The 13,339-nt window shown below is 61.1% G+C and carries 12 protein-coding genes; 7 read left to right on the top strand and 5 right to left on the bottom strand.

From position 1 onward, the window contains the following. Nucleotides 1-66: 66 nt before the first annotated feature. The 3 genes from ftsX to ftsY are packed head-to-tail and all read right to left on the bottom strand — an operon-like array spanning nt 67 to nt 3,163. Nucleotides 67-1,092: a permease-like cell division protein FtsX gene (ftsX, locus tag AACY08_RS12245; RefSeq protein WP_339469655.1), complete on the bottom strand. Its 1,026-nt coding sequence runs from the start codon at nt 1,090-1,092 to the stop codon at nt 67-69. Further along, nucleotides 1,089-1,760: a cell division ATP-binding protein FtsE gene (ftsE, locus tag AACY08_RS12240; RefSeq protein ID WP_003213784.1), complete on the bottom strand. Its 672-nt coding sequence runs from the start codon at nt 1,758-1,760 to the stop codon at nt 1,089-1,091. The genes ftsX and ftsE overlap by 4 nt, the downstream gene beginning before the upstream one ends. Next, nucleotides 1,757-3,163 (bottom strand): signal recognition particle-docking protein FtsY, encoded by a 1,407-nt coding sequence (ftsY, locus tag AACY08_RS12235; RefSeq protein ID WP_339469831.1) that lies wholly within the window; start codon nt 3,161-3,163, stop codon nt 1,757-1,759. The genes ftsE and ftsY overlap by 4 nt, the downstream gene beginning before the upstream one ends. Nucleotides 3,164-3,448: 285 nt before the next feature. Between ftsY and AACY08_RS12230 the strand changes: the two genes are divergently transcribed. From AACY08_RS12230 to AACY08_RS12215, 4 genes are read left to right on the top strand one after another with little or no spacing between them, the layout of a single operon-like run. Continuing rightward, nucleotides 3,449-4,804: a M16 family metallopeptidase gene (locus AACY08_RS12230; RefSeq protein WP_339415247.1), complete on the top strand. Its 1,356-nt coding sequence runs from the start codon at nt 3,449-3,451 to the stop codon at nt 4,802-4,804. Beyond that, the gene (locus AACY08_RS12225) at nt 4,797-6,287 is read left to right on the top strand and encodes a M16 family metallopeptidase (RefSeq protein ID WP_339469653.1); all 1,491 of its coding nucleotides are present in this window, start codon (nt 4,797-4,799) and stop codon (nt 6,285-6,287) included. The genes AACY08_RS12230 and AACY08_RS12225 overlap by 8 nt, the downstream gene beginning before the upstream one ends. Next, nucleotides 6,287-6,904, top strand: coding sequence for a 16S rRNA (guanine(966)-N(2))-methyltransferase RsmD (gene rsmD / locus AACY08_RS12220; protein ID WP_339469651.1), 618 nt, complete (start codon nt 6,287-6,289; stop codon nt 6,902-6,904). The genes AACY08_RS12225 and rsmD overlap by 1 nt, the downstream gene beginning before the upstream one ends. A 22-nt stretch (nt 6,905-6,926) precedes the next feature. After that, nucleotides 6,927-7,922 carry a hydrolase gene (locus tag AACY08_RS12215; RefSeq protein WP_339469650.1) on the top strand — a complete coding sequence of 332 codons (996 nt, stop codon included), beginning with the start codon at nt 6,927-6,929 and terminating at the stop codon, nt 7,920-7,922. A 28-nt stretch (nt 7,923-7,950) separates the two neighbouring features. On the opposite strand, the gene AACY08_RS12210 is transcribed toward AACY08_RS12215, so the two are convergent. Both AACY08_RS12210 and AACY08_RS12205 read right to left on the bottom strand, forming a co-directional pair. Further along, nucleotides 7,951-8,805 (bottom strand): sulfurtransferase, encoded by an 855-nt coding sequence (locus AACY08_RS12210; protein ID WP_339469648.1) that lies wholly within the window; start codon nt 8,803-8,805, stop codon nt 7,951-7,953. Nucleotides 8,806-8,838: 33 nt separating this feature from the next. Next, the gene (locus AACY08_RS12205) at nt 8,839-9,510 is read right to left on the bottom strand and encodes a TetR/AcrR family transcriptional regulator (protein ID WP_065871966.1); all 672 of its coding nucleotides are present in this window, start codon (nt 9,508-9,510) and stop codon (nt 8,839-8,841) included. Nucleotides 9,511-9,656: 146 nt separating this feature from the next. Between AACY08_RS12205 and AACY08_RS12200 the strand changes: the two genes are divergently transcribed. The 3 genes from AACY08_RS12200 (at nt 9,657) to AACY08_RS12190 (ending at nt 13,330) form a co-directional block, all read left to right on the top strand. Next, complete coding sequence (locus tag AACY08_RS12200) at nt 9,657-11,084, top strand: coniferyl aldehyde dehydrogenase (protein WP_339469646.1); 1,428 nt, start codon at nt 9,657-9,659, stop codon at nt 11,082-11,084. A 28-nt stretch (nt 11,085-11,112) separates the two neighbouring features. After that, nucleotides 11,113-11,658 (top strand): twin-arginine translocation pathway signal protein, encoded by a 546-nt coding sequence (locus AACY08_RS12195; protein WP_339415241.1) that lies wholly within the window; start codon nt 11,113-11,115, stop codon nt 11,656-11,658. A 76-nt stretch (nt 11,659-11,734) separates the two neighbouring features. Continuing rightward, a complete protein-coding gene (locus tag AACY08_RS12190) occupies nt 11,735-13,330 on the top strand; it encodes a GMC family oxidoreductase (RefSeq protein WP_339436154.1) in 1,596 nt (531 codons plus the stop codon). Nucleotides 13,331-13,339: the final 9 nt, after the last annotated feature.

The raw sequence follows: 13,339 nt of genomic DNA, 5'->3' as shown, positions 1-13,339 counted from the left end.
CGTAGGACAAGTTCCCTAAACCACTGATACGGTCAATACAACGTAACCACATTAATCTGGCATTAACTACTTCGGTGCCAACTCACGTAAATGGCGTGCAACCGCAATCCAGGCACCGATATACCCCAACAGTACTGCGCCAAGCAAGAGGCTCAGACCATCGGCGACCGGCACACCGGCCAAGGCGAAATCACTGCCATAAAGTCCGGCAAGCCCGACAACCGCGTCGTTCAGCCAGTCAAGGCCAAAAGCCAGCACCCCCCAGGACAAAATCCCGGCACCGAAGCCATAAAGCGCGCCCATGTACAGAAAAGGACGACGCACATAGCTGTCCGTGCCGCCGACCAGTTTAATCACTTCTATCTCGATGCGACGGTTTTCAATATGAAGACGAATGGTATTACCTATCACCAAAAGTAATGCAGACACCAACAGCACCGTCAGCCCGAACACAAACCGGTCGCCCAGCTTCAGAATCGCCGCCAGCCGCTCAACCCAGACTAGATCAAGTTGCGCCTGTTGCACCTTGGGCATCTCTGCGAGTTTTTGTCGCAGGGCTTCCAGCGTCGGCTTATCGACTTCGTTCGGCGTTACCAGAACCACGCCCGGCAGTGGGTTCTGCGGCAGCTCCTTGAGCGCCTCGCCCAGGCCGGATTGTTGCTGGAACTCTTCAAGAGCCTGATCACGGCTGATGTACTCAGCCTCCGCCACGCCGGGCATATTCTTGATGTCATCGCGCAGGGACTCGCCGTCTTTGGAGCTGGCGTCGATGTTCAAGTACAGGGAAATTTGCGCCGCGCGCTGCCAGGAACCGCCCAGGCGCTCGACATTATTGAGCAGCAACGACAAACCCATCGGCAGGCTCAACGCCACAGCCATCACCAGGCAGGTGAAAAAACTGCCGATCGGCTGCTTGCCCAGGCGACGCAGGCTGTCGAGCAGGCTGGCGCGATGGCTTTCAATCCAGGCGCGCAGCAAGGTGCTGAAGTCCGGGCCGTCGTCTTCGTCGTGTTTTTTCTTCTTCTGCGGTTGCGGGTCGGCCGGTTTCGGCGCCACGCGCTCGGAGACTTTAGGGCTGCGTGTTGCACTCATACGCCGGCCTCCCCGTCACCGATCAGGCGGCCGCGTTGCAGGGTCAGCATGCGATGGCGCATGCGCGCGATCAGCGCGAGGTCGTGGCTGGCGATCAGCACGCTGGTGCCCAGGCGGTTGATGTCTTCGAATACCCCCATGATCTCGGCCGCCAGTCGCGGGTCGAGGTTACCGGTGGGTTCATCAGCCAGCAGCAAGGCCGGGCGATGCACGATGGCGCGGGCGATGCCGACACGCTGTTGCTGGCCGGTGGACAGGTCGCCGGGGTAGAGATCGGTCTTGTCAGACAGCGCCACGCGCTCAAGGGCCGAGTCCACGCGCTTGACGATCTCGGCCTTGGACAGCCCGAGGATCTGCAACGGCAGCGCGATGTTATTGAACACCGTGCGATCGAACAGTAACTGGTGGTTCTGGAACACCACGCCGATCTGGCGGCGCAGGAACGGAATCTGCGCATTGCTGATAGTTGCCAGATCCTGACCCGCCAGCAGCAGTTTGCCGGTGGTTGGGCGCTCCATGGCCAGCAGCAGGCGCAGCAAGGTACTTTTGCCTGCACCGGAATGGCCGGTGACAAACAAGAATTCGCCGCGACGCACTCGAAAGCTCAGCTCATGCAAGCCGACATGCCCGTTGGCATAGCGTTTACCGACCTGTTCGAATCGAATCATGAACGCTCCCGCTCGGCAAACAGCGCCTGTACAAAGGGTTCGGCTTCAAAGGTGCGCAGGTCGTCGATGCCTTCACCAACGCCGATGTAACGAATCGGCAGCCCGAACTGTTTAGCCAGGGCGAAAATCACACCGCCCTTGGCCGTGCCGTCGAGCTTAGTCAATGCCAGGCCGGTCAGTTGCACCGTCTGGTTGAATTGTTTGGCCTGGCTGATGGCGTTCTGGCCGGTACCGGCGTCGAGCACCAGCAGCACTTCGTGCGGCGCGTCTGCATCCAGCTTGCCGATCACGCGGCGCACTTTCTTCAGTTCTTCCATCAAATTGTCTTTGGTGTGCAGGCGACCGGCGGTATCGGCGATCAGCACGTCGATGTTGCGCGCCTTGGCGGCTTGCACGGCATCGAAGATAACCGAGGCGGAATCGGCGCCGGTGTGCTGGGCGATGACCGGGATCTTGTTGCGCTCGCCCCAGACCTGCAACTGCTCAACCGCTGCGGCACGGAAGGTATCGCCCGCGGCCAGCATGACTTTCTTGCCTTCCGACTGCAGTTTCTTGGCCAATTTACCAATGGTGGTGGTCTTGCCGGCGCCGTTGACGCCCACCACCAAGATCACGAACGGCTTGTTCGGGGTGATCACCAGCGGCGCTTCCACCGGCTTGAGCATGGCGGCCAGCTCTGCCTGCAGGGATTTGTAGAGCGCGTCGGCGTCGGTCAGCTGCTTGCGCGCTACCTTCTGGGTCAGGCTCTGGATGATTACGGCAGTAGCTTCGACGCCCACGTCAGCGGTGAGCAGACGGGTTTCGATGTCTTCCAGCAGTTCGTCATCAATGACTTTTTTGCCGAGGAACAGGCTGGCCATGCCTTCGCCGATGCTGGCGCTGGTTTTGCTCAGGCCTTGCTTGAGGCGGGTGAAGAAGCCAGCTTTGCTGGTTTGCGCAGTGTCAGCGACAGGCTCGGGCTCGACGGCGGCAGGCGGGGATTCGACGACCGCTGGCGCAGGCACTTCAACGACGGGCGGCGCTTCGACCACGATGTCAACCGGCGCAGCCACAGCCGGAATCGGCGGTGCCACATGCTCGGTCTGCACATCTTCAACCAACGCCACAGGCTCTTCGGCCACCGGCAACTCAGGCCACGGTTTGTGCTCTGGCTCTGGCTCTGGCTCAACCTCTGCCACCGGCTGCAACACCGGCTGCAACACCGGCTCAGCCATCGGCAACACCACCGGCGCTGGCGTTTCGGCGACCGGTTCGGCTTCTACTATAGGGTCAGGGATCGGTTCAGCTTGAACCTGCGGCTGTTCGACGACGGTTTCCTGCGGCTTTTTGCGCAGCCATCCGAACAGGCCTTTCTTCTCGCCAGCCGCAGCTGGGGTCTTCTTGTCGTCGTTGGAACCAAACATGGAGACGGCTATCTCAAGGTAGCGACGCGCCAAGGGGCGCTTCGGTAAATAAAATTTGATGCGTAACAGACTGTTTTTTAGCCAGCTCGTTCATGCGCAACATTTTGTAAGGCCTAAATAGGACCTCAACAGGACCGCCGCAGTGGCCGTCCTTAAGTCGGATCAGTATCCTAGGGCGTGTCATTCATCATTACCAGTGCCACTGGTAATGATGAATGACACGCCCTAACCTCCTCGCCCGCCGACGCTAAGACCAAGCGGTCAGCCCAACAGGTTTAAAAACGAATGAATGCTCTAGCCCGCCGCGCCGCAGGCCTGCTGTTCGGTACAGTTTGTCTGCCTCTGTCAGCCTTGGCTGCCGATCCACAACCCACCCATGAGTTCACCCTGGATAACGGCCTCAAGGTGGTCGTGCGCGAAGATCATCGCGCGCCAGTGGTGGTTTCCCAGGTGTGGTACAAGGTCGGTTCGAGCTACGAAACCCCGGGCCAGACCGGTTTGTCCCACGCCCTGGAGCACATGATGTTCAAGGGCAGCGCCAAAGTCGGCCCCGGCGAAGCCTCGCTGATCCTGCGCGACCTCGGCGCCGAAGAAAATGCGTTCACCAGCGATGACTACACCGCCTATTACCAAGTGCTGGCGCGTGACCGCCTGGGTGTGGCCTTCGAGCTGGAGGCCGACCGCATGGCCAGCCTGCGCCTGCCGGCCGACGAGTTCAGCCGCGAGATCGAGGTGATCAAGGAAGAGCGCCGTCTGCGCACCGATGATAATCCGATGTCCAAGGCCTATGAGCGCTTCAAGGCCATGGCCTTCCCGGCCAGCGGTTATCACACGCCGACCATCGGCTGGATGGCCGACCTGGACCGCATGAAGGTCGAAGAGCTGCGCCACTGGTACCAATCCTGGTACGTGCCGAACAACGCGACCCTGGTGGTGGTCGGCGACGTCACCCCGGACGAGGTAAAAAACCTTGCCAAGCGCTACTTTGGCCCGATCCCCAAGCGTGACGTACCACCGGCCAAGATCCCGATGGAACTGGCCGAGCCGGGCGAACGCCTGCTGACCCTGCATGTGCAGACTCAACTGCCGAGCGTGATCCTGGGTTTCAACGTACCTGGGCTGGCCACCGCCGAAGACAAACGCTCGGTACAAGCCCTGCGCCTGATCTCGGCCTTGCTGGACGGCGGCTACAGCGCGCGTATATCCGAGCAGTTGGAACGCGGTGAGGAACTGGTCTCCGCTGCCTCTACCCACTACGACGCCTACACCCGTGGCGATACCCTGTTCATGCTGACCGCCACTCCCAACCAGCAGAAAAAGAAAACCGTGGCCCAAGCCGAGGCCGGCCTGTGGCGCCTGCTGGAAGAGCTGAAAGCCAAACCACCGACCGCCGAAGAACTGGAACGCATCCGCGCCCAAGTCATTGCCGGCCTGGTCTACCAGCGTGATTCCATCACCAGCCAGGCTACGGCCATTGGCGCGCTGGAAACCGTTGGTTTGTCCTGGAAGCTGATGGACACCGAACTGGCCGACCTGCAAAGCGTGACCCCGGAAGATATCCAGAAAGCCGCGCGCACCTATTTCACCCGCGAACGTCTCAGCGTCGCCCATGTCCTGCCCCAGGAGACCGCTCATGAGTGATCGCAAAAACAGCCGCCTGATCTTTCCCGGCCTGATCGCTGTCACCTTGATCGCCGCCGGCGCCGTGTACTTCCTGCGTCCGACTGAATCGGTTGCGAGCCCAGCGCTGGAAAAAGCCCAATCGGGCAGTACACTGCAATCCCTGACGGAACTGGACGGCAAGGCGCCGACCAACCGCAAGCTCGACGTGCAAACCTGGAATACCGCCGAAGGCGCCAAAGTGCTGTTCGTCGAAGCCCACGAACTGCCGATGTTCGACGTGCGCATCCTGTTCGCCGCTGGCAGCAGCCAGGACGGCGACGTGCCTGGCCTGGCGCTGATGACCAACGCCATGCTCAACGAAGGCGTGCCGGGCAAGGACGTGAGCCAGATTGCCCGCGACTTTGAAGGCCTCGGCGCGGACTTTGGCAATGGCGCATTTCGCGACATGGCGCTGGTTTCCCTGCGCAGCCTGAGTGACAGCACCAAACGCGACGCCGCCTTGACCCTGTTTGATCAAGTGATCGGCAAGCCAACTTTCCCGGCCGATTCCCTGGCGCGGATCAAGAACCAGATCCTGGCCGGCTTTGAGTACCAGAAGCAAAACCCCGGCAAGCTGGCGAGCCTCGAGCTGTTCAAGCGCTTGTACGGTGACCACCCTTACGCTCACCCAAGCGAAGGCACGCCGCAAAGCGTTCCGAAGATTACCCTGGCGCAGTTGCAGGCGTTCCACGCCAAGGCTTATGCAGCGGGCAACGCGGTGATTGCCGTAGTCGGCGACATGACCCGCGCCGAAGCTGAAGCCATGACGGCCAAGATTTCCTCATCGCTGCCCAAAGGCCCGGCCCTGGCAAAAATCGCCCAGCCCACCGAGCCCAAGCCCGGCCTGACCCGTATCGAGTTCCCGTCCAAGCAGACGCACCTGCTGTTCGCGCAACTGGGGATCGACCGCGCCGACCCGGACTACGCAGCCTTGTCCTTGGGCAACCAGATCCTCGGCGGCGGTGGTTTCGGCACCCGCTTGATGAGTGAAGTGCGTGAAAAGCGCGGTCTGACCTACGGCGTGTACTCCGGTTTCTCGCCGATGCAGGTGCGCGGACCGTTCATGATCAATCTGCAGACCCGCGCCGAAATGAGCGGCGGCACCCTGCGTCTGGTTGAGGATGTGGTGGCCGACTACCTCAAGACCGGCCCGACGCAAAAAGAACTGGATGACGCCAAGCGTGAGCTGGCTGGCAGCTTCCCGCTGTCTACCGCAAGCAACGCCGATATCGTCGGGCAGCTGGGCGCGATGGGTTTCTACAACCTGCCGCTGAGCTATCTGGAAGATTTCATGAAACAATCCCAGGCCCTGACCGTAGAACAGGTCAAGGCTGCAATGAACAAACACTTGAGCGCGGACAAGATGGTCATCGTGACCGCCGGCCCGACGATTGCGCAAAAGCCACTACCGCCCCCCACTGATAAACCCGCCGAGCAGCCGCTCGGGGTTCCGGAGCATTAATGGCCAGTTCATCTCGCCCGAAAAAACCTGTCCACAACGTGCATAACGGTGTGGGCCAGCTGCGCATCATTGGCGGCGAATGGGGCAGCCGCAAGCTGAGCTTCCCCGACGTCGTAGGCCTGCGCCCGACGCCGGATCGCGTGCGCGAAACCCTGTTCAACTGGCTCGCGCCTTACATCGCAGGGGCCAAGGTGCTGGACCCGTTCGCGGGCAGCGGCGCGCTGTTCCTGGAGGCGCTGTCCCGTGGTGCCGCCCAGGCGCAGGCGCTGGACGCCAGCAATGTGGCCGTCTCCAGCCTCAAGGAACACTTGGGCACCCTGCGTTGCACCAACGGCCAGGTGCAAACCGCCGACGCGCTGCGCTACCTGGAAACCCAAGCCGCCAGCGAGTACGACGTGGTGTTCCTCGACCCGCCGTTCAACCAGAACCTGTTGCCGACCGTGTGTGCGCTGCTGGAAGAACGCCAATGGCTGGCGCCGGATGCGTGGGTCTACACCGAAAGTGAGACGGCGCCGTCGACACTGGGCTTGCCGGGCGCGTGGCGCCTGCACCGGGAGCAGAAGTCCGGGCGGGTGTATTACGCGTTGTGGCACCGTCTGGTCGAAACCGCCGCCTAAACCTGTGGTGAGCGGGACCCTCATGAAGCCTTTCGCTGAAAAATTCACCCCCGCCTTCGGCCTCGGCAACCCCCACTTGCAAACGCTATGGGGGCCGCTGTGCCGCCCCACCACTCATATCGAGCGCCAACGCGAACGCCTGTGGCTGGACGACGGCGACTTCCTCGACCTCGACTGGCACGGGCCTCATGACACGCACGCACCTCTGGTGCTGGTGCTGCACGGGCTGACCGGTTCGTCCAACTCACCCTACGTAGCGGGCTTGCAAAAAGCCCTCGCCGTCCAAGGCTGGGCCAGCGTGGCGCTGAATTGGCGCGGTTGCTCGGGTGAACCCAACCTGCTGGCACGCAGTTACCACTCCGGCGCCAGCGAAGACCTGGCCGCAGCGGTTGCTCATCTGCGCGCCAAGCGGCCTTTGGCGCCGTTGTACGCGGTGGGTTATTCCCTGGGCGGCAATGTGCTGCTCAAGCATTTGGGCGAAACCGGAAAGGCGTCGGGGCTACAAGGCGCGGCGGCGGTGTCGGTGCCGTTTCGCCTGGATCAGTGTGCGGACCGGATCGGCCTGGGCTTTTCGCGGATTTATCAAAAACACTTCATGCGTGAAATGCTCGCGTATATCCGCGTCAAGCAAAGCCGTTTTCTGCAGGATGGTCGGGCTGACGGGCTTAAAACCCTGGAGTCCCTCGGCTCACTGGAGAAGATGCGCACGTTCTGGGACTTCGACGGCCGCGTGACCGCGCCGCTGCACGGCTACCTGAGTGCGAAGGATTATTACCGCCGCGCATCGAGTCGTTATTACCTGGGCAGTATCCGCACGCCGGCCCTGATTATCCAGGCGGCGGATGATCCGTTTGTGTTTGCCCATAGCCTGCCAGAGGCCAGCGAGCTGTCGGACTGCACTGAGTTTGAGCTGACGGACAAGGGTGGGCATGTTGGGTTTGTTGAGGGCTCGCTCAAACGCCCCGGTTACTACCTGGAGCGCCGGATTCCCCAGTGGTTACTGACACAACACGGTTAAACATGTGTGGGCTTGCTCGCCGGACAACTCAGTCGCCGGTAGCGACTTCCCGCTGCGGATCAGTAATCCACTCACTCCAAGACCCCGCATACAACTTACCCAAGGAATAACCCGCCAGGCTCAGCGCAAACAGGTTGTGGCAGGCCGTCACGCCTGAACCGCAATACGCCACCAGCTCATCCGGCGAGCGCCCCCGGAGTTGGGCAGCAAAGCGCTGCTTAAGCTGATCTGCCGGCAGGAAGCGACCGTCGCTGCCCAGGTTTTCGTTAAACGCCGCGCATTGCGCGCCAGGGATATGCCCGGCAATCGGATCGATAGGCTCCACTTCGCCGCGAAAACGCGGTTGAGCGCGCGCATCGATCAGCGTCAATCCCGGCTGGCCCAGGCGTTTTTGCAGGTGTTCGGCATCGAGCAGCAGGCGATTGTCCGGCGTCCCCGCGAAAGTGCCAGCTTCAACGACCGGCGTATCCAGGCTCAACGGGAAACCCGCGGCATGCCATGCCTTGAGGCCGCCATTCAGAATAAACACGCCATCACGCTTGCCCAACCAAACCAACAGCCACCATGCCCGCGCGGCGTAGGCGCCAGGACCGTCGTCATACAGCACCACATCGGTGTCAGCGCTGATGCCCCAAGCCCGTAATTGCCGAGCGAACGTCTGCGCTGCCGGCAACGGATGACGCCCGGTCACACCCTGGGTCACCGGCCCGCTCATATGACGTTCCAAGTCAGCATACTGCGCGCCCTCGATATGCCCTTCGGCGTAGCTGCAGCGCCCGTAGTCCGGGTCTTCCAGGGCAAAGCGGCAATCCAGGATCACCAACCCGCCAGCCTTCTGGCGCTCGGCCAGTTGCTGGGGACTGATCAGTTGGGCAAGCGGCATGACGGCCTCCTATGAATAGATTCGAGAAAGGTCCTACTTCACTTCTTCCAATGCCTGATTCAACGGCACGTAAAACTCTTTGAATAAGGCGTCCACGGCCTCTTTCGCCTGGGGCGTGACAAACCCAGCCTCCAGCACCAACACCTGATACACCCCGCGTTTGATGGCCTCGGCGCTCAAATGGGCGGAATTTTCGTTGGTCGTGCACAAAAAACGCACCCAGGAGGTCAGGATAATCCACGCATTGAGGGTCAGCGCCTCGGTTTGCACCGGGTCCATATTCAGAATGCCGGCATCGACAAACCCCTGGTAAATCGCGCCGCCCTGGATCAGGCAGCGCTGGGAAAAACGCCGATAGCCGGTGGCCAGTTCTGGATCGCTTTCCAATAGGTGTTCGAGGTCGCGGTGCAGGAAACGATAACGCCACATGCCGGCCAATACGGCTTGCAGGTAGAAGCGCTTGTCCGCCACGGCCATGGCACGGCCTTGAGGCGGGCGCAGGAAACTGTCCACCAGGGCTTCGTATTCGCGAAACAGTACGGCGATGATCGCCTGCTTGTTGGGGAAGTGGTAGTACAGGTTGCCCGGCGAAATTTCCATATGGGCGGCGATGTGGTTGGTGCTCACACTGCGCTCGCCCTGCTGGTTAAAAAGCTCCAGGCTGGTTTGCACAATGCGCTCGCTGGTCTTTACTCGTGGTGCCATAGGGGATCAGCTTCTGTACACGTGATGGGGCATCTTACGGCCTATCCTTGCCAGGATAAATGTGCATGTTGCTGCAATGTTATTTGACAATTTAGAGTAATGACTCTAAAAACTCAGGCAGACCTATAACAATCGGGAACGCCGCCATGTCTGCCAACGTTGCCTACTTGCAAGATTCCCAGGTGCTGGATCAACTCCAGACCCTGTTCGATGCGCAACGCTGCGCCTACGCCGCCAACCCAATGCCACCGGCCGCACAGCGCCAACAATGGCTGAAGGCTCTGCGTGATTTGCTCAGCGACGAGCGCCAGGCGTTGATCAACGCGATCAGCCAGGACTTCAGCCACCGCAGCGCCGACGAAACCCTGTTCGCCGAACTGATGCCCAGCCTGCATGGCATTCACTATGCCAGCAAACACCTGAAGGGCTGGATGAAACCGTCCCGGCGGGCGGTAGGCATTGCCTTCCAACCGGCTTCGGCCAAAGTTATCTACCAGCCCTTGGGCGTTGTCGGGGTGATCGTGCCCTGGAATTACCCGCTGTACTTGGCCATCGGTCCGCTGGTCGGCGCGTTGGCGGCGGGCAACCGGGTGATGCTCAAGCTCAGCGAATCTACCCCCGCCACCGGCGAACTGCTCAAGACGCTGCTGGCAAAGGTCTTCCCGGAGGATTTGGTGTGCGTGGTGCTGGGTGAAGCCGAAGTAGGCATGGCGTTCTCCAAGCTGCCCTTCGACCACCTGTTGTTTACCGGCGCCACCAGCATCGGCAAGCATGTAATGCGTGCGGCGGCCGAACACCTCACGCCAGTCACGCTGGAGTTGGGCGGCAAGTCGCCGGCCATCGTGTCCGCTGATGTACCGCTCAAGGATGCTGCCGAGCGCATTGCCTTCGGTAAAGCGTTGAACGCCGGCCAGACCTGCGTGGCACCCGACTACGTGCTGGTGCCGGAAGATCGTGTCGACGGTTTTGTCAAGGCCTACACCCAGGCCATTCGCGGGTTTTATCCGACCCTGGCCAACAACCCGGACTACACCGCCATCATCAACGAGCGACAACTGGCCCGGCTCAATGCCTACGTGAAAGACGCCACCGACAAGGGCGCCACCCTGATCCCGCTGTACGACCAGGGCCAGGCGCGGCGCATGGCTCACAGCCTGTTGTTGAATGTCAGCGACGACATGACCGTGATGCAGGACGAAATCTTCGGCCCGGTGATGCCGATCGTGCCGTATCGCGGCATCGACCAAGCCTTTGCCTACATCAACCAGCGCCCTCGCCCACTGGCCCTGTATTACTTCGGCTACAACAAAATCGAGCAAAACCGCGTGCTCCACGAAACCCATTCCGGTGGCGTGTGCCTGAACGACACCTTGCTGCACGTGGCCCAGGACGATATGCCGTTCGGCGGCATCGGCCCCTCGGGCATGGGCCATTACCACGGTCACGAAGGTTTTCTTACCTTCAGCAAAGCCAAGGGTGTGTTGGTGAAACAACGCCTGAACGCGGCGAAGTTGATCTACCCGCCCTACGGCAAATCCATCCAGACGTTGATCCAGAAGCTGTTCGTTCGCTGATACCGCCACCCACGGGATAACAACAACAATGAACCCTAGCCTGACTGATTCACCTGCGCTTTCACGGCGCGGCGTCTTGAAAATCGGCTTGTGCGCCAGTGCCTTCCTGGCCACCGCCGGGCTCGGCGCCAGCCTCAGCGGTTGCTCCAGCAGCACGCCGGCCAGCGGCTTTGCCATGTTGCGCAGCAGTGACTTGCCCTTCTTGCGCGCAGTCATCCCAGTGCTGCTCGAAGGCGTCGCCAGCGCCCAGGAAGTCACCCGCGGGATTGAAGACACGCTTAAGAAGCTCGACTTCAGCCTGCAGCGCCTGTCGCCGGAGATGTTCAAGCTCACCCAACAACTGTTCGACGTGCTGGGCATGGGCATTACCCGTGGGCCGTTGACCGGGATCTGGGGCAGCTGGGAGAACGCCAGCGGCGAACAGATTCGCAACTTTTTGCACCGCTGGGAAAACAGCTACCTGAACCTGCTGCGCATGGGCCAGGGCTCGCTGCTCAAGCTGGTGATCATGGCCTGGTACTTCCAGCCGGCGTCCTGGGCCCACTGCGGCTATCCGGGCCCGCCCAAAATCTGACCCTGATAACCCACTCAAAAATGTGGGACCGCAACGTCGTAGCCAGTGATATCTATAACAACAAGAGTGCACTTCTATGCCCGTACCTGATCTGTTCCGCGACGGCATGGCCCGTGGTTGGAAAACCCATAACGGCGCCGCCCTCGACAGCGACCTGACCCTGGAAGCCGATGTGGCGATCATCGGCAGCGGCGCAGGTGGCGGTACCACCGCAGAAATCCTCAGCGCTGCCGGCTACAAAGTGCTGCTGATCGAAGAAGGCCCGCTCAAGACCAGCAGCGATTTCAAGCTGCTCGAGGACGAGGCCTACACCAGCCTGTACCAGGAGGGCATCGGCCGCATGAGCAAGGACGGTGCGATCACCATCCTGCAGGGTCGGGCGGTAGGTGGCACCACACTGATCAACTGGACGTCGAGCTTTCGCACCCCGGACGCCACACTCGCCCATTGGGCCAGCGAATATGCGGTGAAGGGTCATAGCAGCGCCGAGATGGCGCCGTGGTTTGAAAAGATGGAACAACGCCTGGGCATAGCGCCCTGGGCCCTGCCGCCCAACCCCAACAATGACGTGATCCGCAAAGGTTGCGAAAAGCTCGGTTACAGCTGGCATGTGATCCCGCGCAATGTGCGTGGCTGTTTCAACCTCGGGTATTGCGGCATGGGCTGCCCGGTCAACGCCAAGCAGTCGATGCTGGTGACCACGATTCCCTCCACCCTGGAAAAGGGCGGCGAGTTGCTTTACCTGGCACGCGCCGAACGCCTCGTCTACAACGGCGACACCATCAGCAGCCTGGAATGCGTGGCCCTGGACGACCTGTGCGTGGCGCCGACCGGACGTAAGATCACGGTAAAAGCCAAGCATTACGTGCTCTCGGGCGGTGGTATCAACAGCCCGGCGCTGCTGATGCGCTCGGATGCTCCGGACCCGCATTCACGGTTGGGCAAGCGCACCTTCCTGCATCTGGTGAATTTCTCCGCAGCGCTATTCGATGAGGTGATCAACCCGTTCTATGGCGCACCCCAGTCGATCTATTCCGACCATTTCCAATGGCAAGACGGCACCACTGGCAAAATGTCCTACAAGCTAGAGGCGCCACCCTTACACCCTGCGCTGGCGAGCACCCTACTCGGCGGCTATGGCACCCAGAACGCTCTGGATATGAGCCAATTGCCCAACACCCACGCGATGCTGGCGTTGCTGCGCGACGGCTTCCACCCTGACAGCCCGGGCGGCAGCGTGGAATTGCGCGGCGACGGTACGCCAGTGCTTGACTATCAGGTCTCGGATTACGCATGGGACGGCCTGCGCCGCGCGTTCCACAGCATGGCCGAAATCCAGTTCGCGGCGGGCGCCAAGTCGGTCAAGCCGCTGCACCACGACGCGCGCTACGTGAAAACCCTGGCCGAAGCGCGCAGCCTGATCGACGGCCTCAACCTGGAACTGCACCGCACCTGCCTGGGCAGCGCCCATGTGATGGGCGGTTGTGCCATGGGTGAAGACCCGAAAAACGCAGTGGCCGACAGCCTCGGTCGTCATCACCAACTGCGCAACCTGTCGATCCACGATGGCTCGCTATTCCCCACCAGTATTGGGGCCAATCCACAATTATCGGTGTACGGTTTAACCGCGCAACTGGCGACGGCTTTGGCCGAACGTCTGAAAACAGCATGAAAAAACGCG

Source organism: Pseudomonas sp. EL_65y_Pfl1_R83 (genome assembly GCF_963970695.1).
GTDB lineage: Bacteria > Pseudomonadota > Gammaproteobacteria > Pseudomonadales > Pseudomonadaceae > Aquipseudomonas > Aquipseudomonas tritici.
Note: the sequence above shows the minus strand (reverse complement) of the source record. Positions and strands in the feature narration are given on the sequence as shown.

Bases quoted from the DNA above. Each gene is read 5' to 3' on its own strand.
- rsmD (WP_339469651.1), top strand. From the start codon at position 6,287: ATGGCCAGTTCATCTCGCCCGAAAAAACCTGTCCACAACGTGCATAAC.
- AACY08_RS12230 (WP_339415247.1), top strand. From the start codon at position 3,449: ATGAATGCTCTAGCCCGCCGCGCCGCAGGCCTGCTGTTCGGTACAGTT.
- AACY08_RS12200 (WP_339469646.1), top strand. From the start codon at position 9,657: ATGTCTGCCAACGTTGCCTACTTGCAAGATTCCCAGGTGCTGGATCAA.
- AACY08_RS12205 (WP_065871966.1), bottom strand. From the start codon at position 9,510: ATGGCACCACGAGTAAAGACCAGCGAGCGCATTGTGCAAACCAGCCTG.
- AACY08_RS12215 (WP_339469650.1), top strand. From the start codon at position 6,927: ATGAAGCCTTTCGCTGAAAAATTCACCCCCGCCTTCGGCCTCGGCAAC.
- ftsY (WP_339469831.1), bottom strand. From the start codon at position 3,163: ATGTTTGGTTCCAACGACGACAAGAAGACCCCAGCTGCGGCTGGCGAG.
- ftsE (WP_003213784.1), bottom strand. From the start codon at position 1,760: ATGATTCGATTCGAACAGGTCGGTAAACGCTATGCCAACGGGCATGTC.
- AACY08_RS12210 (WP_339469648.1), bottom strand. From the start codon at position 8,805: ATGCCGCTTGCCCAACTGATCAGTCCCCAGCAACTGGCCGAGCGCCAG.
- ftsX (WP_339469655.1), bottom strand. From the start codon at position 1,092: ATGAGTGCAACACGCAGCCCTAAAGTCTCCGAGCGCGTGGCGCCGAAA.
- AACY08_RS12195 (WP_339415241.1), top strand. From the start codon at position 11,113: ATGAACCCTAGCCTGACTGATTCACCTGCGCTTTCACGGCGCGGCGTC.
- AACY08_RS12190 (WP_339436154.1), top strand. From the start codon at position 11,735: ATGCCCGTACCTGATCTGTTCCGCGACGGCATGGCCCGTGGTTGGAAA.
- AACY08_RS12225 (WP_339469653.1), top strand. From the start codon at position 4,797: ATGAGTGATCGCAAAAACAGCCGCCTGATCTTTCCCGGCCTGATCGCT.